Raw genomic sequence first — 24,284 nt, 5'->3', positions numbered from 1 at the left:
GCACTCCACGACTTTCCCCACCCCGCGCGTCCCCGCGGGAGAGCTAGAGGAGGGAGTCGCGCCACTGGCGGTGCAGGGCGGCGTAGCGGCCGTCGGCGGCGATCAGCTCGGCCGGCGGGCCGTCCTCCACGATCCGGCCGTCGTCGAGCACCAGCACCCGGTCCGCGGTCTCCACTGTGGAAAGGCGATGGGCGATCACCAGGGCGGTGCGGTCGCGCAGCACGTTGTGCAGCGCCCGCTGCACCAGCCGTTCGGTCGGCACGTCGAGCGACGAGGTCGCCTCGTCCAGGATCAGCACCCGGGGATCGGCGAGGAACGCCCGGGCGAACGCGACGAGTTGCCGCTGCCCGGCGGAGAGCCGTCCGCCACGCCGGTGCACGTCGGTGGCGTACCCGTCGGGCAGCGCGGCGATGAAGTCGTGCGCGCCGATCGCCCGCGCGGCCGCGACCACCGCCTCGTCGTCGGCGTCGGGACGGCCGAACCTGATGTTGTCGGCCACGGAACCGCTGAACAGGTGGGTCTCCTGGGTCACCAGCACCACCGCCCGGCGCAGCTCGGCATCGGCCAGGTCGCGCAGGTCCACCCCGTCCAGCCGGACCGCGCCCGCGTCCGGGTCGTGGAAGCGGGCCACCAGCTTGGCGACTGTCGACTTCCCGGCGCCGGTCGGCCCGATCAGCGCCACTGTCTGCCCCGGCGGCACGGTCAGGTCGAGGCCGGACAGGATCGGCGTCCGGCGGCGGTAGCCGAAGTCGACGGCACGGAAGGTCACCGCCCCGCGCGGCGGACCGGCCGGCAGCGGCACCGGCTGCGCCGGTTCGGCCACCGCCGGACGCTCGTCCAGCACCCCGGCCAGCTTCTCCAGCGCGGCGGTCGCCGACTGGAGCGAGTTGTAGAACTGGCTCAGCTCCTCCATCGGTTCGAAGAACCGGCGCAAATAGAGCAGGAACGCGGCGAGCACGCCCACCTCGACGCCGCCGCCCAGCACCCGCCAGCCGCCGTACCCGAGCACCACCGCCGCGGTCAGGTTGCCGATCAGCCGGATGCCCGGCGAGTAGATCGCGATCAGCCGGAACGCGCTCAGGCTGGAGCGCCGGTAGTCGTCGTTCACCGCGCCGAAGATGCGGTCGTTGCGGTCCTCCCGCCGGTACGCCTGCACGGCCCGGATCCCGCGCAGCGACTCGACGAAGTGCACGATGACCAGCGCCACCGCCTCCCGGGTGCGCCGGTACGCCCCGGCCGACGCGCGGGCGAACCAGCGCGACAGCACGAACAGGAACGGGAAGGCGAGCAGCGTCACCGCCGCCAGTGGCAGGTCCAGCCAGAGCAGGATGCCCGCCACCGACAGCACGGAGAGCCCGGCCATCACCAGCTTGTCGATGCCGCCGTCGACCAGCTCGGCGATCGACTCCAGGTCGCTGGTCAGCCGGGACACCATCCGCCCGGACGTGTAGCGCTCGTGGAACCCGACGTCGAGGCGCAGGAAGTGCCCGTACACCCGACGGCGCAGGTCCAGCAGGACGGCCTGGCCGATCCGGGCGGCGAGGGTGAGGAACGCGCGCCGGGCCGCGTACTCGATCGCGGTGGCGACCACGAACGCGGCGGCGACGGCGATCAGCGGGCCGGGGTCCCCGGCCCGCAGCGGCCCGATGCCCCTGTCGATGCCGAGCATGACCAGGTACGGCCCGGACATCGCGGCGGCGTTCTGGGCCAGCAGCAACACCACCGCCAGCCCGAGCGCACGCCGGTGCGGGCGGAGCAGCAGCCGCAGCAGCAGCCGGCTGCGGGCGCGCAGCCTGGTCACCGCCTCCGGGGACGAGTCCTCGGCCCGGCTGCGGTCGGCGTCCGGGTCGGTGGCCCGCCCACGCCAGCGCGACAGGTCGTCACCGTCGCCGTGGCGCGCGCCGGTCGACCCGTCACCGCTGCGCGCGTCCCGGGGCCTGGGTACCCGCGGCGCGCGGCCGGTCACGAGCGCACCAGGCCGAGGCCGTCGCTCCGGCGCTCCGGCTCGGCGGACAACACCGCCCGGTAGGCGGGCACCCGGGCCAGAAGCTCCGAGTGGGTGCCGACGGCGACGATCCGGCCGTCGTCGAGCAGGGCCACCCGGTCCGCCAGCGCCACCGTCGACGGACGGTGCGCCACCAGCAGGGTGGTGGTCGCGGTGTCCCGCAGCACCCGGCGCAGGGCCGCCTCGACGAGCGCCTCGGTGTGCACGTCGAGCGCGGACAGCGGGTCGTCGAGCACCAGCACCGCGGGCCGGCCGAGGACCGCACGCGCCAGCGCGAGGCGCTGCCGCTGGCCGCCGGACAGCGACAGCCCCTGCTCACCGACCCGGGTGGCGAGCCCCCACGGCAGCTCGTACGCGAAGTCCGCCTGGACCAGCGTCAGCGCGGCGCGGACCTCGTCCTCGCTCGCGTCCGGCCGGCCCAGCGTGAGGTTCTCCCAGATCGACATGGAGAACAGCGTCGGCTCCTCGAACGCCACGGCGACGAGCCGGCGCAACGAGTCCAGCCGCAGGTCACGTACGTCGTAGCCGTCGAGCGTGATCCGGCCGCCGGTCACCTCGTGCAGCCTGGGGACCAGCGACAGCAGCGTGCTCTTGCCGCAGCCGGTGACGCCGACCAGCGCCATCGTCTCGCCCGGCTCGACCGCCAGGTCGAGGTCGCGCAGCACCGGGCCGGACGTGCCGGGGTAGCGGAAGCGGACCCCCTCGAAGCGGAGCCGGCCGCGCACCTCGCCCCGGTCGAGCGACCGGGCGTGCGGGGCGTCCACGATGGTCGGCGGCGTGTCCAGCACCTCCTGGATCCGGTCGGCGGCGGTCGCGGCCTCCTGGCCGTTGGCGATGATCCAGCCCAGCGACTGCACCGGCCAGATCAGCATGAGCTGAAGGCTGACGAACGCGACCAGCTCCCCGATGGACAGCACGCCGTCGGCGACCGCTGCGGCGCCGGCCACCAGGACCGCGCCGAGCGTCAGGTTGGGTACCAGGTCGAACAGCGCGGAGGTCCGCGCCAGCAGCCGGGCCTTGCCGATCCCGGTGTCGTGCAGCCGGCGCGCGCCGACCGCGAACCGGGCCGCCAGTTCCGGCCCGCGCCCGTACGCCCGCATGGTGCGCAACCCCAGCGCGGTCTCCTCGACCAGTGTGGCGACGTCGCCCTGCTGGTCCTGCATGCGGCGTGACGCCGCGTGGTAGTGGCGCGCGAAGCGGCGGCTGATCAGGAACAGCGGTACGGCGCTGGCCGCGACCAGCAGCCCCAGCCACTGGTGCAGCCGGATCAGCAGCGCCACCACCGCCGCGTACGTGACCAGGTTGAGCACCAGGAACAGCAGCCCGAAGGAGAGGAACCGCCGGATCACCGACAGGTCGCTGGTGATCCGGGACAACAACTGGCCGGACTGCCAGCGGTCGTGGAAACCGGCCGGAAGCCGTTGCAGGTGGGCGTAGATGTCGGCGCGGATGGCGGCCTCCATGCCGACCGAGGACGACGACTGCGTCCAGCGGCGGATGAAGATGAGGACCGCCTCGGCCACACCGAGCAGCAGCGCGAGCGCGCCGAGCCGGAGCAGCCCGGCCTCGTCGTGCCGGGCCACCGGCCCGTCCACCACCCGCTGCACCACCAGCGGCACGGCCAGGCTCGCCGCGGTGGCCGCCAGCGCCGCGATCAGCAGCCAGGCGAACTCCATCGCGTACGGGCGCAGGTAGGGCCGCAGCCGCCAGAGGTTGCGCAGCGGCTGGGACCGGGCGCCGGTATGCGCCGCGGGGTTGCCGTCGCTGGACGCGGGCACTACCCGACGGTAGCCCCCGGGGGTGACAGTCCTGCTGTCAGCTAGCCGTCACCCGTCCCTCATGCCCGAGAAGCCACTTCTTCACGTCCAGCCCCCAGCGGTATCCACCCAGTGTGCCGTCGGTGCGCAGCACCCGGTGGCAGGGCACGAACAGCGCGGCGGCGTTGCGCGCGCAGGCCGCCGCGGCGGCCCGGATCGCCGCCGGTCGCCCGGCCAGCGCGGCGAACCCCGTGTAGGTGACCGGGTCGCCGGGCTTGACGTCGCGCAGCACCTGCCAGGCGTGCGTCAGGAATGCGCCGCCGGTGTGCTGCTCCACCGCTACCGCATCGATGGCGGCCAGGTCACCGTCCAGATAGGCCCGTACGGCGGCGGTCACCGGGCCGAGGTCGGCCCGTTCCCGCAGTTCGCCGCGCAGGCTCGGATGGATCAGCGGCAGCAGGACCGCCGGGTCGGCGGTGAAGCCCGCCGCGCGTACCGCCCCGTCGGGGCCGGCGAGCACGCTCAACGGGCCGGCGGGAGTGTCGATGACGGTGCTGTCCACAGTGCTCATGCTGCTCTCCAGAGTCGGATGGTCGCGTACGACCGCCAGGGGCGCCAGCGGTCGGCGTACGCGGACAGGGTCTTCGGGTCGTCGGACAGGCCGAGCGCCGCTGCGCCACGGCGTACGCCCAGGTCGGTGGCGAGCGCGACATCGGGGTCGCCGAGTGCGCGCATGGCCAGGTAGCCGGTGGTCCACGGGCCGATGCCGGGCACCGCGGCCAGGAGCCGGACCGTCTCCTCCCGGTCGCCTCCGGGTTCCAGGTCGAGTTCGCCGTCGGCGACCGCGCGGGCCAGCGCGCGGAGCGTCTCCCGGCGGGCCGCCGGCATCCGGAACGCCGTGTCCGGCGCCGCGAGCACCTCCGCCGGACCGGGGAACGCCACCAGACCGTCCGCCGGATCGTCGGCGGCCGCCCCGCTCGCCGCCCGGGTGGCGGAGAGCAGGCGGGTGAGCGTGGTCCGCGCCGAGGCCAGCGAGACCTGCTGGGTGGCGACGGCGCGGACGGCCAGCTCGAAACCGTCGACCGCGTGCGGCAGCCGGACGCCGGGCTCGGCCGCGACGGCCGGTGCCAGCGCCGGGTCGGCGGCCAGGGTGGCGTCCACCGCCACCGGGTCGGCGTCCAGGTCGAGCAGGCGGCGGCAGCGGGCCACCGCGGGGGCCAGGTCGCGCATGTCGGCCAGCCGCAGCGTCGCGTCGATGTGGCCGTCGGCGGGGGTCAGCGCCACCGTGGCGGGACCGTGCGGCAGGCGCAGCCCCCGGTGGTAGGTGCCGTCGCGGACCACCTCGACGCGGGGCAGCGCGCGCAGCGCGAGGAAGTCCAGCAGCGCGCCCGCGTGCAGCGGGGGCCGGTAGGCCAGCCGCAGCGAGAGCGTGCCCGCACCGGTGGCAGCGGCCGGGCCACGACGGCCGGCCCGCAGCTCGGACGGGGTGCCGCCGTAGACCTCGCGGACCGTGTCGTTGAACTGCCGGACACTGCCGAACCCGGCGGCGAAGGCCACCTCGGCCAGGCCGAGGCCAGTGGTCTCGATCAGGATCCGGGCGGTCTGCGCGCGCTGGGCCCGGGCCAGCGCCAGCGGGCCGGCACCCAGCTCGGCCCGGAGCATCCGGTGCAGGTGCCGCTCGGTGTAGCCCAGCCGGGTGGCCAGCCCGGGCACGCCGTCCCGGTCCACCACGCCGTCGGCGATCAGCCGCATGGCGCGGCCGACCAGGTCGGCCCGGACGTCCCACTCGGGCGAGCCCGGTGCCGCGTCCGGCCGGCACCGGCGGCACGCCCGCAGCCCGGCCCCCTGCGCGGCGGCGGCGGACGGGAAGAACCGGACGTTGCGCCGCTTAGGCGTCATCGCCGGACAGGACGGCCGGCAGTAGATCCCGGTCGACGTCACACCGGTGTAGAACCAGCCGTCGAACCGCGGGTCGCGGCTGTCGACGGCTCGGTAGCACCGCTCGAAGTCCAGTTCCATGCCACGATCCTGCCTCGCAGCTCCCGGGCTCGGCTGGCGGGATTCAGACATGACGTGCGGGAGTCGCGCCAGCCCGGGGAAGTGGCGGTGTCCCCGGCCCCGGGACGGCACCACTCCGCCGAGGTGGCGTGGATCATGGCCGGCGGACCCGAGAAAGTGTCGTAAGTGGTCGGTAGCGTCCCGCCACCAACTCAAGAAGAGGTGCGGGGCATGGCGAGCGTGGCCGGGCGGGGTGTCCGCTGATGCGATCGGGGCGAGCACCGTTGGACGCCGCGGTGGTGGAGGGCTTCTACGAGCGGATGCGGGTGGTGGCGCCGGCCGCGTACGGCGCGATCGAGCGTGATCGGGCCGGTGACCCCGGTCGCCCCTTCGCGGACACCGCCTGCGGGCGGCTGGCCGGCTCCCTCGACCCGGACGGGCTGCGGGCGCTCGGCATGTGGGCCCACCACTGGTGCATGCGCTTCTACGACGACGACACCCGGGTCGGCGTACGGCTGGTCCGCGAGATCGCCGCCCGCTCCGGCCTGGGCTGGACCGCCGACGAGGTGCGGTGGCTGCTCGACCGGTCGTACGCGGCCGGCCCCGCCGCCGCGCACCGGTTCACGCTGCCGCTCGCAGCAGCGGCGCAGCTACCGGCCGGTGCGCTGCCCGAGGGCGTCGCCGCCGAGGCGTGGCCGGACGACTGGCGGCGGCTGCGGGCCGGCTGAGCGCCGGGTGGGATCGCCGCCCGGTCCGGCATCTGGGCCAGCACCATCGCCGCCACTGCGACCGCGAAACCGGTGAGCTGGACCGGGTCCAGCGCCTCGCCGAGCACCACCCAGCCGAGCGCCGCGGCGGTGAGCGGGCTCAACGCGCCCAGCACCGACACGCGGGACACCGGCAGTCGCGCCGCGCCCCGGAACCACAGCACGTACGCCAGGGCGGTGCCGGCCAGCCCGAGCCACGCGTACCCGAGAAGGGCCGGCCCGTCGGGCACTGGTGGCGCGCCCTCGACGGCGGCGGCTACCGGCACGATCATCAGGCCACCGGCGACGAGCTGCCAGCTCGTCGCGGCGAGGACGCCCACGCCGGGCGGCCGGCCCCAGCGGCGGGTGAGCACCAGCCCGGTGGCCATCGCCACTGCACCGGCCAGCCCGGCGGCGACGCCGAGCGGGTCGAGGCCGGCGCCCGGCCGCAGCACCACGAGGGCGACGCCGAGCGGGGCGGCCACGGCGGCGACCAGTGCCGGCCGGGTGGGGCGGTCGCGGAGCAGCGCGACCGTCAGCACCGCCACCAGCAGCGGCTGCGCGGCGCCGAGGACGGCGGCGGTGCCGCCGGGCAGGCGGTACGCGGCGAGGAACAGCAGCGGGAAGAACACCCCGATGTTCAGCGCGCCGAGCACGGCGGCCCGCCCCCACCAGAGGCCGTGTGGTCGCCTGCGGGTCAGGGCGAGCAGCAGCAGGCCGGCCGGCAGGGCGCGGATCGCCCCGGCCCAGAGCGGCCGGTCCGGCGGAAGGAGTTCGGCGGTGACCAGGTACGTGGTGCCCCAGGTGACGGGTGCGGCGGCGGTGAACGCGACGTCGGTCCAGCGGGGGTTCATGTCGGCCTCTTTCTCAGGCGTAAGTATCTTAGTGCTAAGCTAATCAGGCCCGAGTGAAAAGGTGAAGTGGGACGTGCGGCACAATCGGCAGCCGTGACAGGCGACGAGGTGGACGCGATCGTCGAGCAGTGGCGGCGGGAACGCCCCGGCATGCGGCCCGAGCCGATGGCCGTGTTCGGCCGCATCTACCGCCTGGCCCGGCTGGTCGGTGACGGCCAGGAGAAGGTGTACGCGGGCTGGAACATCGGCCGGGGCGAGTTCGACGTGCTCGCCGCGCTGCGGCGCTCCGGTGAGCCGTACACGCTGGCGCCGAAGGCGCTCGCCGCTTCATTGATGCTCACCTCCGGCGGCATGACCGGGCGGCTCGACCGGCTCGAACGGGCCGGCCTGGTACGGCGCTCGCCGGATCCGGCCGACCGGCGGGCGCTGCGGGTGACGCTCACCGACACCGGCCGACGGGTGGTGGAGGAGTCGGCCGAGGCCGGGCTCGCCGTGCAGCGGCGGATTCTCGACGCGCTGCCCCCGGCCGACCAGGACCGGCTGGCCGATCTGCTGCGCGCGTTGCTCGCGGCAGCCGAGACCGGGCCCGCGGATCCGGCACAATGATCAGCACCGCCGCCGCCCGGAAGGACGCCCGTGCCCGCCACCGAACCGACGATCGTCGCCACCAGCATGGGCTTCACCAGCCGTCGCCGTGGCCCCTGGGACGCGCGGCCCAGCTCCCTGTTCGACCTGATGGCCGACCTGGCCGGGGCCGGTGACGCGCCGCGCGTCTGCTATCTCGGCCAGGCCACCGGCGACCAACCGACCGGGTTCACCGTCTTCTACGGGGCCTTCGCCGGCACCCGGTTCCGCACCTCCCACCTGGCGCTCTACCCGATGCCCAACGTCGAGGACATCCGCGCGCACCTGCTCGCGCAGGACATCGTCTGGGTCGGCGGCGGCAGCGTGGCGAACCTCTGCGCGGTCTGGCGGGTGCACGGCCTGCCGGAGATCCTGCACGAGTGCTGGCAGGCCGGAGTGGTGCTCGGCGGGGTGTCCGCCGGCTCGATCTGCTGGCACACCGGCGGCGCCACCGACAGCTACGGCCCGGCGCTGCGGCCGTTCACCGAAGGGCTGGGCTGGCTCCCGTACGGCAACGGCGTGCACTACGACAGCGAGGAGCAGCGCCGCCCGCTGATGCACCGGCTGGTCGCCGACGGCACGCTGCCCGCGAGCCACTGCACCGACGACGGGGTGGGGCTGATCTACCGGGGCACCCGCCTGGCCGAGGCGGTGGCGGACCGGCCCGGCGTGGCCGCGTACGAGCTGGTCCGCGCCGAGGACGGCACCGTCCGGGAGACCCGGATCGAGCCACGCCTGCTGTCCGCCGCGCCGTAGTGACCGGCTTCGCGCACCTGCCTGCCCGGCGGTGTCGGCGAGGCGCGTAAGCTGGTTCGTCGTGAGTCTCACCATCGGCATCGTCGGCCTGCCCAACGTGGGCAAGAGCACCCTGTTCAACGCGCTGACCAAGAACGACGTGCTCGCCGCGAACTACCCGTTCGCCACCATCGAGCCGAACGTCGGCGTGGTCGGGCTGCCCGACGAGCGGCTGACCAAGCTGGCCGAGATCTTCTCCTCGCAGAAGGTGCTGCCGGCGCCGGTCTCGTTCGTCGACATCGCCGGCCTGGTTCGGGGCGCCTCCAAGGGGCAGGGGCGGGGCAACGCGTTCCTCGCCAACATCCGCGACGCCTCGGCGATCTGCCAGGTGGTGCGCGCCTTCTCCGACCCGAACGTGGTGCACGTCGACGGCAAGGTCTCCCCGGCCGACGACATCGAGACGATCAACACCGAGCTGATCCTGGCCGACATCCAGACGCTGGAGAAGGCGCTGCCCCGGCTGGAGAAGGAGGCCAAGCTCCGCAAGGACCGGGCCGCCGCCGTCGAGGCCGCCAAGAAGGCGGTCGAGGTCCTCGACAACGGCGTGACCCTGTACGCGGGCGCCGCCGCCGCGAAGGTCGAGCTGGAGCACCTGCGTGAGCTGCACCTGCTCACCACCAAGCCGTTTCTCTACGTCTTCAACGTCGACGAGGCCGAGCTGGGCAACGAGGAGTTCCTCGACGAGCTGCGCGGCCTGGTCGCGCCCGCCGAGGCGATCTTCATGGATGCCAAGATCGAGTCCGAGCTGGTGGACCTGCCCGAGGACGAGGCCCGCGAACTGCTGGAGTCGATCGGGCAGTCCGAGCCGGGCCTGAACCAGCTCGTCCGGGTGGGCTTCCGGACGCTCGGGCTCCAGACGTACCTGACGGCCGGTCCCAAGGAGGCGCGGGCCTGGACCGTCCCGGTCGGCGCGACCGCGCCGGAGGCCGCCGGGGTGATCCACAGCGACTTCCAGCGCGGCTTCATCAAGGCCGAGGTGGTCTCCTACGACGACCTGGTCGAGGCCGGATCTATGGCGGCGGCGAAGGCCGCCGGCAAGGTCCGGATCGAGGGCAAGGAGTACGTCATGCAGGACGGCGACGTGGTGGAGTTCCGCTTCAACGTCTGAATCGTGATTCGACAGTTGATGTGCGACAGGTGCCCCAGAACCAGGCGGCCCTCCGCACGATTGGCGGATCATCCACGGCTGTCCGCTACCGTGCGGTCATGCTCATCCCCGGCTACCAGGATCGATTCCCCGAGGACGTCGACGTCACCGCGCTGACCACGGACGGCTGGCATCTCGCAGTGCGGCCCGGGTTCTGGGCCCAGTACTGGCGGGAACTCCTGCTTCCCGACGAGGACGACCTGCTCTCCGAGGTTTGGGGAGCCGCCGGCGACGACCTGGGCGGGCTTCTCGACGCGGAGTCCTGGCAGGTGCTGCGAGTGGGCCTGGGCGGCGGAGCCGAGCTCGCCGTGGTGTTTCGTAACCTCGACGAGGACCGCGGGGTCGACTTCCTGGTCCTGCCTGGCGGCGGCCGGGACGCCATTGAGATCGCCGCACTGGACGGGCACCAGACCGGCCCCGGACTTTCCTGGACGGATCTGGTGGCCGTCGCCGGACGCCAGCCCGACCCGGTCCGGCGTGCGCAGACCCTGATGCTTCTCGCCCCTGCGTTCGGCGACAAGGCCGCAGACACCCCGGACGCAGTGGTCTTGCTCGCCGCGGCGATGCGCACGCTCGGCGCAACCGGAGACACTGAGCGAGTGGCGGCGGCCGCGGTCTCGGACGAGGTGCACTTCTGGGGACACGTGCTGTGGGCGGCGGGCGTGCCTGGCTCGGAGTATGCGCCACGCAACCCGGAAAGCGTGTTCGCCCTGCCGGAAGCCTCCCGGTGGCTGGTCACGCAGCTGCTGGCGCCGTGATCCCGGTAGCCTGCCCTGACCTGCTGGCCGCGGGCCGGAGTGCTTCGGCCGGACGGTGCCGGAGCAGCCGTGTCAGCGGGTCTGCTCCCTACTCCTCTTGGACGTCGACGGGGTCCTGACCCGTTCGGGGCCGACCGATGGGCACGAGACGACCACCGGCGTGATGGTCAGGCAGCCCGATCCCGATGAACTGGAGGCTCCCGCAGGTTGCCGATGGGAACTAGTTTCACGGTGTGGCTCGCCCCGCCAGGATACGGCTGTCTGTCGGTCTGCCGCTCACGACGAGGGTGCTTCTCGGTTGTGTGGGCCTGATTCCGTTGCTCGTTGCGGCGTTCCTGGTGCTCATGGGCGCCCTCGTATGGCGGCAGTTGGATGGGCCGTGGTGGCAGCAGGTCCTCGCCGGCGTCTTCATCTACGGGCTGCTCGTCGTCGCGATCCATATTCTTTGCGTCGGCGCGTTCTACGCGTTTGCTCACGTCACATACTCCGGTTGGCTGCGGGGATCGATGATGACCCTTCTCGTCGCTTATCGGAGAGAGCAGGTCGACCTCAGCCTCGCCACGGTCCGCTACGACGACCGATCGTCGGTCCTGACTGCCACTGACCCGAGGTCCGGTAGAGAGCTGACGCTGTACATCGACGAGTTCGGGGATGCCATGCTTCCGGCCGCCCCGTTGACCGCATTAGCAGATGCGATCTCCGGCGGCCGGGTCCGTAGAGGACACCCAGCAGGATGCCCTCGCTGTGGCACGGAAGCTACGCACTCTCGCGAAGGTGGCGGGTGGGGCGGGCCGCGCCCTGGCAGATCCTCGGCCCGAAGACACCCGGTCGTAGCCACAGGTGGGCGACAAGCTGGGCGGGGCCGGGGCAGCGATGCCGTGCTCTACTGGTCCGATGCGTAGGCGACGCCTCATGTACCTGCTCTTGGCTATGGTCGGTGCGCTGATGGCGGTCACCGGGCTCGCCATGACCTGGCCGTACGTGGCCGAAGCTGGTTGGCCTTTGTCTGCTCCGACCTTGTGCGCAGTTGGCGGGGGATTGACGGGCGCGGGCATCCGAGGCGCCAGGAAGTACCAACGTCCCGAAAACCAATTGCCGGGTCCTGGGGCACACACGGGGCACAAGACAGCGTGAGACGTCGGCAACCAGCGATCAATGGCGTGAGCCCGAGATGGGCCCGCTCAGCTCATCCGACCCGCATTCGGACGCGGGACACCCGTGGGCCGGCGCTCGGCGTGGCCTGACCGATGGTTTCCCGGCGCCGTGCTGGTCTGTACGTCGAGTACCGACCACGGGAGGCTGGCACGATGCGCAAACTGACCTTCGGCATGAACGTGAGCCTGGACGGCTACGTCGCCGCGCCCGGCGACGATCTCAGCTGGGGTGTGCCGAGCGACGAGTGGTTCCAGTGGTGGTCCGACCGGGTGGCGGCGACCGGCACGGCGCTCTACGGGCGGCGACTGTGGGAGGCGATGAGCTCCCACTGGCCGACCGCCGATCAGCAGCCGGACGTCACAGCGGCGCACGCCGAGTTCGCCCGTCGCTGGCGGGACATGCCGAAGGTGGTGTTCTCCTCGACGACCAGGCCGGTCGACTGGAACACCCGCCTGGTCACCGGCGACGCGGTCACCGAGATCAGCCGGCTGAAGGCCGAGGACGGTGGTCCGATGGACATCAGTGGCGCCACCCTCGCCGCGGCGGCCATGCGGGGCGGGCTGATCGACGAGTACGTGCTCGCCACCCACCCGGTCCTGGTGGGTGGCGGTAAGCCGTTCTTCGCCGCCCTGGACAACTGGGTGAACCTGACCCTGGTGGAGACCCGGACGTTCTCCGGTGGCGTGCTCCTGACCAGGTACGAGACCAGGCGCTGAGAGCCCGGAACCCATCGCACGGACGACCGCCGGCCCGCGTCTCGCGGACCGGCGGTCGCCGTCTGCGTACCGTCAGGCGTTCGCCCGGCGGATGGCCGCCATGCCGCCGAGCGCGGCCAAAGCGGCGATCAGGGCGGGCCACCCCACCAGCAGGCTGACCTGGTGCTGGCTGCTCAGCCACTGCCAGATGTCACCGAACCATCCCTGCCAGGTGATCAACGCGACGAGCAGGCCGGTCACCAGGATCAGGGCCGCGCCGGCCCCGAGCAGGCCGTTCATGCCGAACCGGACGTACCAGACGGCGACGAAGACGGCGAGGAAGTTCAGGAACAGGAACGGCACCGCGTAGACGGCGATCTGCAACAGCCCGTTGTCGACGTCGATGTACGGGATCCGGAAGAACCGCAGCTCGATCCCGAAGCCGCCGGTGGCGCCCTCGATCAGGTTGAGCAGGTAGAGCAGGACGCCGTAGGCGACCGCCTGCACCACGTTGACGAGCACCGTGGCGAGGTAGAAGGTGCGCCGGGTGACGCCCATGCCGAGCGCGAACGGGAACACCTGGCTGATCGAGGCGGCGGCGACGATCGAGCAGACGATGTAGAGGCTGGCCAGACCGCCTGTGGTGTTCTTGCCCGGCGCCGCCTCGTCGATCGAGGCGAAGATCAGCAGGTTGACGCCGAGCGAGATGGCCATGATGCCCCACGGCCAGGCCAGCTGGCCGATCCAGGCGATGGTGTGCATCCGGGCGACGTCGAGGATGCGAGTCATCGGGTCTTCGTCCTTTCCGTCGTCAGGCGCACCACTGCCTGCTGGAGCGACACCGGCGCCAGGTCGATGCCGAGCTTCTTGGCGCGCATCCGTTCGGCGTTGTCGAACGACCCGCGCAGCGACGCGCGGACCGCGCCGCCGAGCTGTTCGCGGTGCAGCACCCGGTACGCGGCGGCGAACTCGTCCACCACCGCGGCCGGGCCGGACGCCTCCATCACCTCGCCGCGCAACTCGTCGCTGGGTGCGTCGAGCAGCAGCTTGCCGCGGTCGAGCAGCAGCACGTGCTCGATCAGGTCGGCCACCTCGTCGATGAGGTGGGTGGAGAGCACGACGGTGCGTGGATTCTCGGCGTAGTCGGCGAGCAGCCGGTCGTAGAAGAGCTGCCGGGCGACCGCGTCGAGACCGAGGTACGGCTCGTCGAAGAAGGTCAGCGGCGCGCGTGCGGCCAGGCCGATCGTCACGCCCAGCGCGGACAGCATGCCGCGGGACAGCTTGCGCACGTTGCGCTTGCGCGGCAGGTCGAAGTCGTCCACGAGGGACTGTGCGAAGTCCTCGTCCCAGTTGGGGAACAGCCGCTTGGCCAGGCTCAGGACGTGCCGGACCTGGTAGGCGGCCGGGTAAGTCTGGCTCTCCTTGATGAAGGCCACCTGCGACAGGGCCCGCTCGTTCTCGTACGGGCGCTCGCCGAAGAGCGTGAGGTCGCCGCTGGTGCCGCTGTTCTGGCCGGTGATCAGCTGCATCAGCGTCGTCTTCCCGGCGCCGTTGCGGCCGAGCAGGCCGTAGATCTTGTTTCCGGTCAGCGTGAAGGTGACGTCGTCGAGAGCGGTCACGTCGCCGAACCGCTTCGTGAGGCCGGCTGCCGCCACGACGCTCATCGCTGTTCCTCCCCTGTCTCGATGAGCTTCTTCAGCTCCTCGGTGCCGATGCCCAACTTGCGTGCCTCCTCGATGAGGGGCCGCACGTACTGGTCGGAGAACTCGCGCCGGCGGCGTTCCCGGAGTGTTTCGACGGCCCCCGTTGCCACGAACATTCCGATCCCCCTGCGCTTGTAGAGCAGCCCGTCATCGACCAGGCGGTTGATCCCCTTGGCGGCGGTCGCCGGGTTGATCCGGTGGAACGCCGCCAGCTCGTTCGTCGACGGCACCTGGGTCTCCTCCGCGTACGTCCCGTCGATGATCGAGTTCTCGATCAGCTCCGCGATCTGGACGAAGATCGGCCGGCCGTCATCCATCCCGGTTCTTTGGTTCATTACTCATGTAACTAACCATCGCACCTGGGCGGCAGAACCGTCAAGTCCTCGCTAGGGTTCGCGCCGTGACACTGAGGATCGGGCCCACATCCGCACCGACGGCGCGACGGCGGCCGTCTACTTCGCGAGCTGCTACCACCACGACGGCGTGCACGAGGTCTGGATCGACGCGATCCTGGGCAGCTGGGGCCGCGACGACTTCGACGACCACGTCACGTTCGGCTGCCGGCTCGGGCCGGTGGCCGGCTCGCCGGGGCCGGCCGCGACGCTCGTCAACGGTGGTGAGGTCGCGGATGACAGCCCGGTCTTCGGCCGCAAGCTCAGCCGCGAGGAGGGCCTGACCCATCCCCGGATCGCCGAGTTCTGGCAGATGATCGACCTGGTCCTGGAGCGGGACGCCCTGGTGCGCCGTCACCTGGTCGGCGCCTGACCGACCCGGTGACCAAGGGGTCAGATTCGGGGACTGCGGCGCTCGATCAGGGTCACGTCGCGCCAGGTGCCGTGGTGGCGGCCCACCCGCTCGCGGGTGCCGACGACGCGGAAGCCGCACGCCGCGTGCAGCGCGAGACTCGCGGTGTTCTCCGGGAACACGCCGGACTGGATGGTCCAGATCCCGGCCGCCTCGGTGGAGGCGATCAGCGCCTCCAGCAGGGCCCGGCCGACCCCGCGTCCGCGCCCCCGCGGGTGCACGTAGACGGAGTGCTCGACCACCCCGGCGTAGACGCTGCGCTCGGAGACCGCCGAACAGGCCGCCCAGCCGAGCACGTCGCCGGCCTCGTCGAGCGCCACCCAGCGGTGGCCGGGCATCCGGGTGGCGGTGAACCGCGCCCAGTCCGGCGGCGCGGTCTCGAACGTGGCGTTGCCCTCGTCGATGCCGAGGCGGTAGATCTCCAGCACGGCGTCGGCGTGCGAGTCGTTCATGGCGACGACGGTGACTGTCATCGGTTCCCCCTGTCCGGACCGGCGGTGGTCAGCGTAGTCGCGCGGCCGAAGGGCCGGGACGGGATGCCCGGCCCCTCGGTGTGAGCGCTACCGCCGCCGGTAGACGGAGATGTGCGAGCGGCTGTCCGCGTCGAACGGCGACCGGTCCCAGTCGGCGTACCGCTCGGTGAGCCGCAGCCCGGCCCGCTCCGCCAGTTCGTCGATCTGCTCCGGCCAGGCGTACCGCATGGCGAACGGCTTGAGGTGAACGCCGGCGGCGTCGAACGTGACGGTCTGGCGCACGAACGTCTGCGCCGCCCGGTCGTACCGATGCATGCGGATGGTGGCCGAGTCCTCGGTCACCTCCCGCACCTGGACCTGCTCGTCCCGGTCGAAGTCCGCCGGGTCGGGCACGAAGGTCTCGATGACGAACGCCCCGCCGGGCGCGAGCACCCGGGCGACGTTGCGGAAGCACGCCGCCTGGCGCTCCTCGGAGACCAGGTTGAACAGCGTGTTGAACACCAGGAACACCAGACGGTACGGCCCGGGGACCGGGACGTCCGCCATGTCGCCGACGGTGACGGGCATGTCCGCGCCGCCCGGCTTGGCGCGCAGGTGCGCGACCATCTCCGGGGACGCCTCGACGCCCTCCACGGTCAGGCCGCGCTCGGCCAGCGGCAGGGCCACCCGGCCGGTGCCGATCGCCAGTTCGAGCACCGGGCCGCCCTCGGCCAGCGGGGCGAGGAAGTCGACGGCCGGGGCCGGGTCGGGATTGCCGGGGCCGTCGTAGGTGGCGGCCCAGAGCCGGCCGAACAGGCCGGGATCGTCGAAGACGGACATCACGCGCCCTCCCGCCGGGCGGACGGGACGCGACGCGGCGCGAGGTCAGTGACCTCCGCCGGAATGGGGTACGACAACACGAAGCCTCGTTTCGGATGAGGTGACGACGGGTCGGGTGGGCTTCGCAGCGTGTGGCATGGTGATGCTCCCTCCGGTCGGCTTCGAGAGGCTCAGCAGATCAGCAGCCGAGCCGGCGGGACAACCGGATTACGCCCGCAGCGCGTCGTCCACTCCGGTCTCCCGGCGGCCGAGGTGCACCGGGTCACGCCCGGTGAGCACGTCCAGGGCAGCCTTCACACACGCCCCGTACTCCCGGACGGAGCTGATCCGCCACTGGCCCGCGTACCGGCGGGCGGTGTCGTCGCCGACGCCGACGGTGTCGATGCCGGCGTCCCGGCAGAGCGCCACCGCGCGCGACAGGTGGAACGACTGGGTGACCACAGTGGCCCGCCGCACCCCGAAGACGCGGTGCGCGCGCACACACGAGTCGTACGTGTCGAACCCCGCGTGGTCCAGCACCGTCTTCTCGGCCGGGACGCCCCGGTCGACGAGCCAGCGCCGCATCGCGTCCGGCTCGTCGTAGTCCCAGTTCATGTGGTCCCCGGAGAGCAGCAGCACCTTGACCTTGCCGGTGGCGTACAACTGGCGGGCGATCTCCAGCCGGGCGGCGAGGAACGGCGCCGGCGTGCCGTCCGGCTCCACCTTGGTGCCCAGCACGAGCGCCACCGGCGTCTCGGGCGCGTCCGCGGCGTCGAACAGGCGGCCCTCGGCGGCGCCGCGGACCCAGACCACGCTGGCGACCGTCGCGGCGCCGAGCAGCATCACGGCGGCGGTGGCGAGCACCAGGAGGCGGCGGAGCAGGCGTACGGCCCGCCGACGGTCGCCCCGCCAGGCCCGCCATCGCGCCGTCAGCCCTCGCATGGCGGCGATTGTGCCAGGCGGGTCAGGAGATGTACTGCAGGATCACGTTGTGCACGTGGTGGCTCTTCTGCGCGCCCCGGAACTCGACCTCGTAGGTGTGGGTGCCGACGTGCACCGCGATGGACCCGGTGGAGAAGAACGAACCACCCCAGGACTTGTTGCTCACCACGCTCACGCTGGTGATCTTCGAGTACGGGATGCTGGTGATCGCGTACCGCTTGCCGACGAAGGAGCGGTCCTGGACGATCACGCGCCGGTCGGTCAGGCCGATGAAGCCGGTGCCGGTGCCGATCGCGTCGTAGACGGCGATGATCTGCTCGCCGGGCAGCAACCCGCTCTGGATCTGCTGGAACTGTTCCTTGCGGTCGTACGTGGGGCCAGACATGCACCCGAGGGTAGGCGGGGCGTGCCAGCGGCTCAGGCTTCGGTGACCGCGCGGACCGCGTCCTCGATGCGTGCGGCCAGCAGCACCTCACCCTCGGTGAGCGGCTCGCCGTCGCCGTGGCCGAGCCGGATCTGGGTACGGTCGGCCCGGCGGCTGATCTCGGGGCGCAACCGCAGCGCGTCGGCCACCACCGCCACCCGCTCGGTGAGCGCGGCGTGCTGGGTGTCGTCGAGGACGATGGTGCGGCGGATCTGTTCGCCCTCGCGCGTCCATCCGGACAGCAGGGCGAGCGCGTCGCTGAGGTAGTCGTGCTTCGCCCGGCCGCTGAACAGCACGCGCATCACCGCACCTCCCAGGCGTCGTTGCCGGCTTGTGGCCAAATCGTCGCCATCCCGTGTCCCAGTCGACGCCCTCTAGTCTCTCGCCACTCAGATGGTGTGTCCACGCCCACACTTCCGTGTTCTGCTGACCTGACGGTCGACGCAGCTACCCAAACCGCCGATTGATCTGGCACGCTGGTGGCCCGTGCGGACCGAACGGGTTAGCGGAAACGGGCAGGCCGACCGGCGGGAGCCGAAGGTGGTCGTCGGGGCGGCGATCATCGAGGGCGGCCGGGTGCTGGCGTGCGAGCGCTCCGCGCCACCCGAGGTGGCGGGGCGATGGGAGTTCCCGGGCGGAAAGGTCGAGCCCGGTGAGGCCGAGACCGACGCGCTGGCCCGGGAGTGTGCCGAGGAGCTCGGCGTGCGGGTGGCGGTCGGCGCGCGTGTCGGCCGGGACGTACGGATGGCGCACGGCCGGTCCGTGCTGCGCGTCTACGCCGCCCGCCTGCTGCACGGCGACGAGCCCAAGGCGCTGGAGCACGCCGAGCTGCGCTGGCTGTCCGCCGCCGAACTGGACAGCGTCGACTGGCTGCCGGCCGACGTGCCGATCGTGGCCGCGCTGCGCCCGCTGCTCGACGCCCCCTGAACGATCGCGGCACGGGCCGGGCCGTCCGGTGAACCGGACAGCCGGGCAGAAACGGGACGAGGGCCCGCGGCGTGTGCCGCTGGCCCCCGTCGTCGTCGCGCTGCTGTTCAGTGCTTCGGCTCGTCCTGCTGCGGGTGAGCGAAGTTGAGGTGCTCGGGCGGCAGCGGGAACGTCACGTCGTCGCCGAACGGCGACGGCGCGGCGGCCTTGTTGAACGTCAGCTCGGTCAGTGGCAGCCGACCGTTGGCGTCCACCGCCGGGGCGGTCGGGTGCGGCACCTCGCGGTGCCAGTTGACGCCCTGCTGCGCCTGACGCTCGGCGGCACTGTCGTGCGAGCCGCCCGCGTGCGAGTGCACCCCGCCGGCGTGCGAACCGCTGCCGTGCGCGTGCGCCCCGCCGTGCGCCCCTCCGGACGTGACGGCACCGCTGGAATGCCCGCTGGTCGCGCTGGTCTGAGGCACCTGACCCCTCCGGAAGATCTTGTTACCGAGCCACACAAGGGGATCGTACCTGCGGTCGACGACCCGTTCCTTCATGGGGATGATCCCGTTGTCGGTGATCTTGATGTGCTCGGGGCAGACCTCGGTGCAGCACTTGGTGATGTTGCAGAATCCGAGTCCCATGTCCGACTGCGCGTACTCCCGGCGGTCGGTACGCGCGTCGAGCGGGTGCATGTCCAGCTCGGCCGCCCGGATGAAGAACCGGGGACCGGAGAACGCCGGCTTGTTCTCCTCGTGGTCACGGATCACGTGGCAGACGTTCTGGCACAGGAAGCACTCGATGCACTTGCGGAACTCCTGCGAGCGCTCGACGTCGACCTGCTGCATCCGGTAGTCGCCGGGCGCCACGTCGGCCGGCGGCGCGAACGCCGGGGTCTCCCGGGCCTTCTCGTAGTTGAACGAGACGTCGGTGACCAGGTCCCGGATCACCGGGAAGGTGCGCAGCGGGGTGACGGTGACGGTCTCGGACTCCTCGAACGTCGACATCCGGGTCATGCAGCCCAGCCGCGGCTTGCCGTTGATCTCCATCGAGCAGGAGCCGCACTTGCCGGCCTTGCAGTTCCACCGGCACGCCAGGTCGGGGGCCTCGGTGGCCTGGAGCCGGTGGATCACGTCGAGGACCACCTCGCCCTCGTTCACCTCGACCGTGTAGTCCTTCAGGTCGCCGCCGGTCTCGTCGCCCCGCCAGATGCGGAACTGGCGTTTCGCGCCCGGCTTGCCGGTCGCCTGCTGCGGATCGGTTCCCATTCCTCAGCGCTCCTGTTCGGTGAGGGCGTCGAACTCGGCGAGTTCCTCGTCGGTCAGGTACTTGGCCAGCTCGGCCCGGTCGAACAGTCCGATCAGCTCCGGCCGCATCTTCGGCAGCGGCTTCTCGGTGAGCCGGACCGCGTCCCCGTCCAGTGAGCAGACCAGGTTGACCCGGCGCCACTTCGGGTCCATCGCCGGGTAGTCCTCCCGGGTGTGCCCGCCGCGTGACTCCTGCCGCTCCAGCGCCGCCATCGCGGTGCACTCCGAGACCACGAGCATGTTGCGCAGGTCCAGCGCCAGGTGCCAGCCCGGGTTGTAGCGCCGACCGCCGGCCGCGCTGACCTTCGCCACCCGCTCCCGCAGCTCGGCCAGCCGCCGCATGGCGTCGGCGAGCTCGCTCTCCCGGCGGATGATGCCGACCAGGTCACCCATCACCGCCTGCAGGTCCTGCTGGAGCTGGTAGGGGCTCTCGCCGGTGTCCCGCTGCAGGGGCGCCAGCGCCGTCTCCACGGCGGCCTCGACCGCCGCCACCGACACCGCCGGGCGGGTGGCGAGCTGATCGGTGTACGTGGCCGCGTGCCCGCCCGCGCGCTTGCCGAAGACCAGCAGGTCGGACAGGGAGTTGCCGCCGAGCCGGTTGGAGCCGTGCATGCCGCCGGACACCTCACCGGCGGCGTAGAGCCCGCGCACGGTGCCGTACGCCGCGCCGGAGTCCGGGTCCACCTCGACGCCGCCCATCACGTAGTGACAGGTCGGGCCGACCTCCATCGGCTCCTTGGTGATGTCGACGTCGGCCAGTTCCTTGAACTGGTGGTACATCGACGGGAGGCGGCGGCGGATCTCCTCGGCCGACTTACGGGAGGCGATGTCCAGGTAGACGCCACCGGCCGGCGTACCCCGGCCCTCCTTGACCTCGCTGTTGATCGCGCGGGCGACCTCGTCGCGGGGCAGCAGCTCCGGCGGACGCCTGTTGTTGTCCGGGTCGGTGTACCAGCGGTCCGCCTCCTCCTCGGTCTCCGCGTACTGCTTGCGGAACACGTCGGGGACGTAGTCGAACATGAACCGCTTGCCCTCGGAGTTCTTCAGCACGCCGCCGTCGCCGCGGACCGACTCGGTGACCAGGATGCCCTTCACCGAGGGCGGCCAGACCATGCCGGTCGGGTGGAACTGGAGGAACTCCATGTTGATCAGGGTGGCCCCGGCGCGCAGCGCCAGCGCGTGGCCGTCGCCGGTGTACTCCCACGAGTTCGAGGTGACCTTGTAGGACCGTCCGACGCCGCCGGTCGCGAGCACCACCGCGGGCGCCTCGAACAGGACGAACTCGCCGGACTCGCGGTAGTAGCCGAACGCGCCGGCGATCCGGTCGCCGTCGAGCAGCAGCTCGGTGATCGTGGTCTCGGAGAAGACCCGGATCCGCGCGTCGTAGCTGCCGAACTCCTGCTTGTCCTCCTGCTGGAGCGAGACGATCTTCTGCTGGAGGGTACGGATCAGCTCCAGGCCGGTCCGGTCGCCGACGTGCGCCAGGCGCGGGTACTCGTGGCCGCCGAAGTTGCGCTGCGAGATCTTCCCGTCCTTGGTGCGGTCGAACAGCGCGCCGTACGTCTCCAGCTCCCAGATCCGCTGCGGCGCCTCCTTGGCGTGCAGCTCGGCCATCCGGAAGTTGTTGAGGAACTTGCCGCCGCGCATGGTGTCCCGGAAGTGCACCTGCCAGTTGTCGCGCGAGTTCACGTTGCCCATCGCGGCGGCGGCGCCGCCCTCGGCCATCACCGTGTGCGCCTTGCCGAACAGCGACTTCGAGATGATCGCGGTCTTCTTGCCGGCCAGCCGGGCCTCGATCGCCGCGCGCAGGCCGGCGCCACCGGCCCCGATCACGACGACGTCGTAGTGGTGTCGTTCGATTCGCGTCTCAGTCATGTCCAGGCTCTCAGTTGATGAACCGCAGGTCGTTGATCCAGCCGGCGGCGACCGCCATCACGTAGAAGTCGGTGAGTGCCAGGGTGCCGAGGGTGATCCAGGCGAGCTGCATGTGCCGGACGTTCAACCAGGACACCCCGGTCCACGCCTTGTAGCGCATCGGGTGCTTGGAGAAGTGCTTGAGCCGCCCGCCGATGATGTGCCGGCAGGAGTGGCAGGAGATCGTGTACGCCCACAGCATCACCACGTTGCCGATCAGGATGATGTTGCCCAGGCCGAAGCCGAAGCCCTCGGGGGAGTGGAAGGCCAGGACCGCGTCCCAGGTGTTGATCAGCGAGATGATCGCGGCGGCGTAGAAGAAGTAGCGGTGCAGGTTCTGGCCGAGCAGCGGGAACCGCGTCTCGCCGCTGTACGACTGGTGCCCGTCCGGCACCGCGCAGGCCGGCGGCGACAGCCAGAACGACCGGTAGTACGCCTTGCGGTAGTAGTAGCAGGTCAGCCGGAACAGCAGCAGGAACGGCAGGGTGAGCGCCGCATCCGGGATGATCCACCAGCCGGGCAGGAACTGGCCGAAGTGCGAGGAGCCCTCGACGCAGCGGTCGGTGACGCAGGGGGAGTAGAACGGCGTCAGGTAGTGGTACTGCTCCACCCAGTACCACTTGTGCATGAAGACCCGGACCGTCGCGTAGATGACCCACGCGCTGAGCCCCACCACTGTGATCAGCGGGGCGATCCACCATCTGTCGGTCCGCAACGTCTTCGCCGCGATGGCGGCGCGTGCCCGCCCTCCCCGCGGCTGCGGTCTCGGCGTCCTGGCCGACGTAGTTGTCATTCGAGTCATCTCCCTGACGTCACTGTCACGTCCTGCGCACGCGCGAGGCCACACCGGCGAACCGGTGCGGCTAAGTGACACACGTTACGCCGATCTTCACGGCCCGGCCGCGCAACGCAGTGTCCCGTGTGTCCCGCAGCTTGGAAAGAGTCAGTTCATGATCAATGTGGCGGGTCGGCCGAACGGTGCGCCGACCGGTGCCGTGACGCGCCCGGCGGCGCGCCGGGTCACCCGGACGCGCCGCCGGTGAAGTGCCACGAGGCCAGCCGCAGCGCCGGGGTCTCGTACCAGGAGCCGTCGACGCGAGCGGGCTGGCGGACCGCCGTCCGGCCCAGGCCGAGCACCCGGCCCGGCCCCATCGCCAGGGGGTACGACTCGGTGAACCGGAAGTCGCGCACCGCCCGGGTCGGCACGCCGTCCTCGACCAGCCACACCCCGTTGCGGGTCAGCCCGGTGACCACCAACTGCTTCGGGTCCAGCACGCGGGTGTACCAGAAGTCGCTCACCAGCAGCCCGCGCCGCATCCCGGACACCAGCGCGGCGGTGTCCGGGTCGCCCACCGCCCCGGTCACGCCCGCGCTCACCGCCGCGGCGGCCGACCCCGCGCCCGCGTCAGCGCCGGCCGTCAGCAGGCGGATGTTGTGCGGGATCGGCCCGAACGTCGCGCTCCCCGGCATACCGTGGCCGGTGGACCCGGTGCCCGCCTCGGCGCCGCCGCGCCTGTCGTACGCCACCGCCCCTGTGGTGCCGCTCTGCACCAGCGGCAACGCCCGCCGGGGCGTGCCCTCCAGGTCGAACGGCAGCGCGCTCGCGTGCAGCGGGTCGTCCACCAGCGTCACCGCCGGGTCGAACTGGGCGGTGCCCGGTTCGGCGAAGGACTGCCGTTCGGCGTACCGCTTGCCGTTGAAGCCGTACCAGGCCAGGTTCTGCAGCAGGTCGGCCACGGCCGCCGGTTCGAGCACCACCTCGTAGTGCCCGGGCGGCAGCTCGACCGGGTCGGCCGCGGCGCGCGCCTTCGCCGCAGCACGGGCGCCGAGGGCCGCGCCGTCGAGATCGGCCAGCCGGTCGCCGCAGAGCCGGGCCACCCCGTCGGCGCCGCCGGCGCGGGCGATGCCGTCCATCGCCGCCTCGCCCGCCCGGCCCACAGCCGTGTGCCCGGCCGAGTTGGCGAACGCCCCCGACCGGTACGCGGTGCGGCAGTAGCCGGCCGCCTCCAGCCCGTCGACCGCGTCCACGAACGCGCGTACCCGCTCGGCCCGCTCGTCGGGCGAGGCGAACGCCGTCGCCTCGTCGACGGCCGGGCCCGACGGCACCGAGGTCGGTGCGGTGAGCCCCGGCCAGGCCGGGTCGGGCGGCGCGAGCCGGGCCGCCGCGCGGGTCCGCTCGACCAGGGCGGCCAGGCCGTCGGCGTCGACCCGGCTGCCGCTGCCGGTCGCGGTCCGCCCGTCCACGTGCAACCGCAGGTGTACGGCGACACCGGTCTCGGACACGTTCTGGTGGATGAACGAGTTGGCGAACCGGGTCAGCGCCAGGTCGGTGCGGGTCACCAGCACCTCGGCCTCGGCGGCCGGCCCCGCCGTGTGCCGGACCAGGTCCACCACCCCGGCGGCGATCTCCAACTCGGCGCTCACGCTGCGCTCGCTCATGCCGGCACTCCGCTTCGCTCCGTGCCGTCATGAGGCACCG

General features: G+C 72.1%; 24 protein-coding genes and 1 pseudogene. 8 read left to right on the top strand and 17 right to left on the bottom strand.

Annotated features, from left to right (window positions below; all coding sequences use genetic code 11):
• Positions 1 to 43: 43 nt before the first annotated feature.
• The 4 genes from IRY44_RS16910 to IRY44_RS16895 are packed head-to-tail and all read right to left on the bottom strand — an operon-like array spanning position 44 to position 5,781.
• Positions 44 to 1,966 (bottom strand): ABC transporter ATP-binding protein, encoded by a 1,923-nt coding sequence (locus IRY44_RS16910; protein WP_194801327.1) that lies wholly within the window; start codon positions 1,964 to 1,966, stop codon positions 44 to 46.
• Complete coding sequence (locus IRY44_RS16905) at positions 1,963 to 3,783, bottom strand: ABC transporter ATP-binding protein (protein WP_194801326.1); 1,821 nt, start codon at positions 3,781 to 3,783, stop codon at positions 1,963 to 1,965. Before IRY44_RS16905 ends, IRY44_RS16910 begins: the two co-directional genes overlap by 4 nt.
• Positions 3,784 to 3,820: 37 nt before the next feature.
• Positions 3,821 to 4,333, bottom strand: coding sequence for a methylated-DNA--[protein]-cysteine S-methyltransferase (locus tag IRY44_RS16900; protein ID WP_194801325.1), 513 nt, complete (start codon positions 4,331 to 4,333; stop codon positions 3,821 to 3,823).
• Positions 4,330 to 5,781: a DNA-3-methyladenine glycosylase 2 family protein gene (locus tag IRY44_RS16895; RefSeq protein ID WP_194801324.1), complete on the bottom strand. Its 1,452-nt coding sequence runs from the start codon at positions 5,779 to 5,781 to the stop codon at positions 4,330 to 4,332. The genes IRY44_RS16900 and IRY44_RS16895 overlap by 4 nt, the downstream gene beginning before the upstream one ends.
• Before the next feature lie 242 nt (positions 5,782 to 6,023).
• Here IRY44_RS16895 and IRY44_RS30735 point away from each other — a divergent pair, with 242 nt between their 5' ends.
• Positions 6,024 to 6,488: a hypothetical protein gene (locus IRY44_RS30735; protein ID WP_228532298.1), complete on the top strand. Its 465-nt coding sequence runs from the start codon at positions 6,024 to 6,026 to the stop codon at positions 6,486 to 6,488.
• Positions 6,489 to 6,538: 50 nt separating this feature from the next.
• On the opposite strand, the pseudogene IRY44_RS16890 reads toward IRY44_RS30735, so the two are convergent.
• Positions 6,539 to 7,360: pseudogene (locus IRY44_RS16890) on the bottom strand (EamA family transporter); the annotation flags it as partial.
• A 93-nt stretch (positions 7,361 to 7,453) separates the two neighbouring features.
• On the opposite strand from IRY44_RS16890, the gene IRY44_RS16885 reads away from it, so the two are divergent.
• The 5 genes from IRY44_RS16885 to IRY44_RS16865 all read left to right on the top strand — a co-directional run bounded on the left by IRY44_RS16885 (position 7,454) and on the right by IRY44_RS16865 (position 12,555).
• Positions 7,454 to 7,966 carry a MarR family winged helix-turn-helix transcriptional regulator gene (locus tag IRY44_RS16885; protein WP_194801322.1) on the top strand — a complete coding sequence of 171 codons (513 nt, stop codon included), beginning with the start codon at positions 7,454 to 7,456 and terminating at the stop codon, positions 7,964 to 7,966.
• Positions 7,967 to 7,996: 30 nt separating this feature from the next.
• On the top strand, positions 7,997 to 8,740 hold the full coding sequence (locus IRY44_RS16880) for a peptidase E (protein WP_194801321.1): 744 nt from the start codon (positions 7,997 to 7,999) through the stop codon (positions 8,738 to 8,740).
• Between the two features lie 61 nt (positions 8,741 to 8,801).
• Positions 8,802 to 9,887: a redox-regulated ATPase YchF gene (gene ychF, locus IRY44_RS16875; RefSeq protein WP_194801320.1), complete on the top strand. Its 1,086-nt coding sequence runs from the start codon at positions 8,802 to 8,804 to the stop codon at positions 9,885 to 9,887.
• Positions 9,888 to 9,985: 98 nt separating this feature from the next.
• Positions 9,986 to 10,684 carry a hypothetical protein gene (locus IRY44_RS16870; RefSeq protein ID WP_194801319.1) on the top strand — a complete coding sequence of 233 codons (699 nt, stop codon included), beginning with the start codon at positions 9,986 to 9,988 and terminating at the stop codon, positions 10,682 to 10,684.
• A 1,307-nt stretch (positions 10,685 to 11,991) separates the two neighbouring features.
• A complete protein-coding gene (locus IRY44_RS16865) occupies positions 11,992 to 12,555 on the top strand; it encodes a dihydrofolate reductase family protein (protein WP_194801318.1) in 564 nt (187 codons plus the stop codon).
• Between the two features lie 72 nt (positions 12,556 to 12,627).
• On the opposite strand, the gene IRY44_RS16860 is transcribed toward IRY44_RS16865, so the two are convergent.
• The 3 genes from IRY44_RS16860 to IRY44_RS16850 are packed head-to-tail and all read right to left on the bottom strand — an operon-like array spanning position 12,628 to position 14,554.
• Positions 12,628 to 13,323 carry an ABC transporter permease gene (locus IRY44_RS16860; RefSeq protein ID WP_194801317.1) on the bottom strand — a complete coding sequence of 232 codons (696 nt, stop codon included), beginning with the start codon at positions 13,321 to 13,323 and terminating at the stop codon, positions 12,628 to 12,630.
• Positions 13,320 to 14,198, bottom strand: coding sequence for an ATP-binding cassette domain-containing protein (locus IRY44_RS16855; RefSeq protein ID WP_194801316.1), 879 nt, complete (start codon positions 14,196 to 14,198; stop codon positions 13,320 to 13,322). The genes IRY44_RS16860 and IRY44_RS16855 overlap by 4 nt, the downstream gene beginning before the upstream one ends.
• Complete coding sequence (locus IRY44_RS16850; RefSeq protein WP_128137275.1) at positions 14,195 to 14,554, bottom strand: GntR family transcriptional regulator; 360 nt, start codon at positions 14,552 to 14,554, stop codon at positions 14,195 to 14,197. Before IRY44_RS16850 ends, IRY44_RS16855 begins: the two co-directional genes overlap by 4 nt.
• A 166-nt stretch (positions 14,555 to 14,720) precedes the next feature.
• On the opposite strand from IRY44_RS16850, the gene IRY44_RS16845 reads away from it, so the two are divergent.
• Positions 14,721 to 15,002, top strand: coding sequence for a hypothetical protein (locus IRY44_RS16845; RefSeq protein WP_194801315.1), 282 nt, complete (start codon positions 14,721 to 14,723; stop codon positions 15,000 to 15,002).
• Positions 15,003 to 15,022: 20 nt separating this feature from the next.
• Here IRY44_RS16845 and IRY44_RS16840 read toward each other — a convergent pair whose 3' ends face one another.
• From IRY44_RS16840 to IRY44_RS16820, 5 genes are all read right to left on the bottom strand, one after another.
• Positions 15,023 to 15,514, bottom strand: coding sequence for a GNAT family N-acetyltransferase (locus tag IRY44_RS16840; protein ID WP_194801314.1), 492 nt, complete (start codon positions 15,512 to 15,514; stop codon positions 15,023 to 15,025).
• A gap of 87 nt (positions 15,515 to 15,601) precedes the next feature.
• Positions 15,602 to 16,333, bottom strand: coding sequence for a class I SAM-dependent methyltransferase (locus IRY44_RS16835; RefSeq protein WP_194801313.1), 732 nt, complete (start codon positions 16,331 to 16,333; stop codon positions 15,602 to 15,604).
• A 207-nt stretch (positions 16,334 to 16,540) separates the two neighbouring features.
• Positions 16,541 to 17,254 carry a vancomycin high temperature exclusion protein gene (locus IRY44_RS16830; protein ID WP_194801312.1) on the bottom strand — a complete coding sequence of 238 codons (714 nt, stop codon included), beginning with the start codon at positions 17,252 to 17,254 and terminating at the stop codon, positions 16,541 to 16,543.
• A gap of 22 nt (positions 17,255 to 17,276) precedes the next feature.
• Positions 17,277 to 17,639 carry a PH domain-containing protein gene (locus IRY44_RS16825; RefSeq protein WP_135241958.1) on the bottom strand — a complete coding sequence of 121 codons (363 nt, stop codon included), beginning with the start codon at positions 17,637 to 17,639 and terminating at the stop codon, positions 17,277 to 17,279.
• Positions 17,640 to 17,671: 32 nt separating this feature from the next.
• Entirely contained in the window at positions 17,672 to 17,980 is a 309-nt protein-coding gene (locus IRY44_RS16820; RefSeq protein ID WP_194801311.1) for a 4a-hydroxytetrahydrobiopterin dehydratase, read from the bottom strand.
• Between the two features lie 184 nt (positions 17,981 to 18,164).
• Here IRY44_RS16820 and IRY44_RS16815 point away from each other — a divergent pair, with 184 nt between their 5' ends.
• Complete coding sequence (locus IRY44_RS16815; RefSeq protein ID WP_194801310.1) at positions 18,165 to 18,605, top strand: (deoxy)nucleoside triphosphate pyrophosphohydrolase; 441 nt, start codon at positions 18,165 to 18,167, stop codon at positions 18,603 to 18,605.
• Positions 18,606 to 18,712: 107 nt separating this feature from the next.
• Here the strand turns inward: IRY44_RS16815 and IRY44_RS16810 are convergent, their stop codons facing one another.
• From IRY44_RS16810 to IRY44_RS16795, 4 genes are all read right to left on the bottom strand, one after another.
• Positions 18,713 to 19,852, bottom strand: coding sequence for a succinate dehydrogenase/fumarate reductase iron-sulfur subunit (locus IRY44_RS16810; RefSeq protein ID WP_194801309.1), 1,140 nt, complete (start codon positions 19,850 to 19,852; stop codon positions 18,713 to 18,715).
• A gap of 3 nt (positions 19,853 to 19,855) precedes the next feature.
• A complete protein-coding gene (locus IRY44_RS16805; RefSeq protein WP_194801308.1) occupies positions 19,856 to 21,766 on the bottom strand; it encodes a fumarate reductase/succinate dehydrogenase flavoprotein subunit in 1,911 nt (636 codons plus the stop codon).
• Positions 21,767 to 21,776: 10 nt separating this feature from the next.
• Positions 21,777 to 22,598, bottom strand: a complete 822-nt coding sequence (locus IRY44_RS16800) for a hypothetical protein (RefSeq protein ID WP_121685313.1) — start codon at positions 22,596 to 22,598, stop codon at positions 21,777 to 21,779.
• A 227-nt stretch (positions 22,599 to 22,825) separates the two neighbouring features.
• The gene (locus IRY44_RS16795; RefSeq protein ID WP_194801307.1) at positions 22,826 to 24,244 is read right to left on the bottom strand and encodes a TldD/PmbA family protein; all 1,419 of its coding nucleotides are present in this window, start codon (positions 24,242 to 24,244) and stop codon (positions 22,826 to 22,828) included.
• Positions 24,245 to 24,284 lie beyond the last annotated feature (40 nt).

Origin of the sequence: Micromonospora sp. ANENR4, from assembly GCF_015354395.1 — a bacterium.
GTDB lineage: Bacteria > Actinomycetota > Actinomycetes > Mycobacteriales > Micromonosporaceae > Micromonospora > Micromonospora aurantiaca.
Note: the sequence above shows the minus strand (reverse complement) of the source record. Positions and strands in the feature narration are given on the sequence as shown.

Coding starts and splice junctions, on each gene's coding strand:
- IRY44_RS16805 (WP_194801308.1), bottom strand. CDS start 21,766: ATGACTGAGACGCGAATCGAACGACACCACTACGACGTCGTCGTGATC.
- IRY44_RS16830 (WP_194801312.1), bottom strand. CDS start 17,254: ATGCGAGGGCTGACGGCGCGATGGCGGGCCTGGCGGGGCGACCGTCGG.
- IRY44_RS16810 (WP_194801309.1), bottom strand. CDS start 19,852: ATGGGAACCGATCCGCAGCAGGCGACCGGCAAGCCGGGCGCGAAACGC.
- IRY44_RS16900 (WP_194801325.1), bottom strand. CDS start 4,333: ATGAGCACTGTGGACAGCACCGTCATCGACACTCCCGCCGGCCCGTTG.
- IRY44_RS16840 (WP_194801314.1), bottom strand. CDS start 15,514: ATGACAGTCACCGTCGTCGCCATGAACGACTCGCACGCCGACGCCGTG.
- IRY44_RS16870 (WP_194801319.1), top strand. CDS start 9,986: ATGCTCATCCCCGGCTACCAGGATCGATTCCCCGAGGACGTCGACGTC.
- IRY44_RS16855 (WP_194801316.1), bottom strand. CDS start 14,198: ATGAGCGTCGTGGCGGCAGCCGGCCTCACGAAGCGGTTCGGCGACGTG.
- IRY44_RS16820 (WP_194801311.1), bottom strand. CDS start 17,980: ATGCGCGTGCTGTTCAGCGGCCGGGCGAAGCACGACTACCTCAGCGAC.
- IRY44_RS16835 (WP_194801313.1), bottom strand. CDS start 16,333: ATGTCCGTCTTCGACGATCCCGGCCTGTTCGGCCGGCTCTGGGCCGCC.
- IRY44_RS16795 (WP_194801307.1), bottom strand. CDS start 24,244: ATGAGCGAGCGCAGCGTGAGCGCCGAGTTGGAGATCGCCGCCGGGGTG.
- IRY44_RS16865 (WP_194801318.1), top strand. CDS start 11,992: ATGCGCAAACTGACCTTCGGCATGAACGTGAGCCTGGACGGCTACGTC.
- IRY44_RS16860 (WP_194801317.1), bottom strand. CDS start 13,323: ATGACTCGCATCCTCGACGTCGCCCGGATGCACACCATCGCCTGGATC.
- IRY44_RS16895 (WP_194801324.1), bottom strand. CDS start 5,781: ATGGAACTGGACTTCGAGCGGTGCTACCGAGCCGTCGACAGCCGCGAC.
- IRY44_RS16800 (WP_121685313.1), bottom strand. CDS start 22,598: ATGACAACTACGTCGGCCAGGACGCCGAGACCGCAGCCGCGGGGAGGG.
- IRY44_RS16825 (WP_135241958.1), bottom strand. CDS start 17,639: ATGTCTGGCCCCACGTACGACCGCAAGGAACAGTTCCAGCAGATCCAG.
- IRY44_RS16850 (WP_128137275.1), bottom strand. CDS start 14,554: ATGGATGACGGCCGGCCGATCTTCGTCCAGATCGCGGAGCTGATCGAG.
- IRY44_RS30735 (WP_228532298.1), top strand. CDS start 6,024: ATGCGATCGGGGCGAGCACCGTTGGACGCCGCGGTGGTGGAGGGCTTC.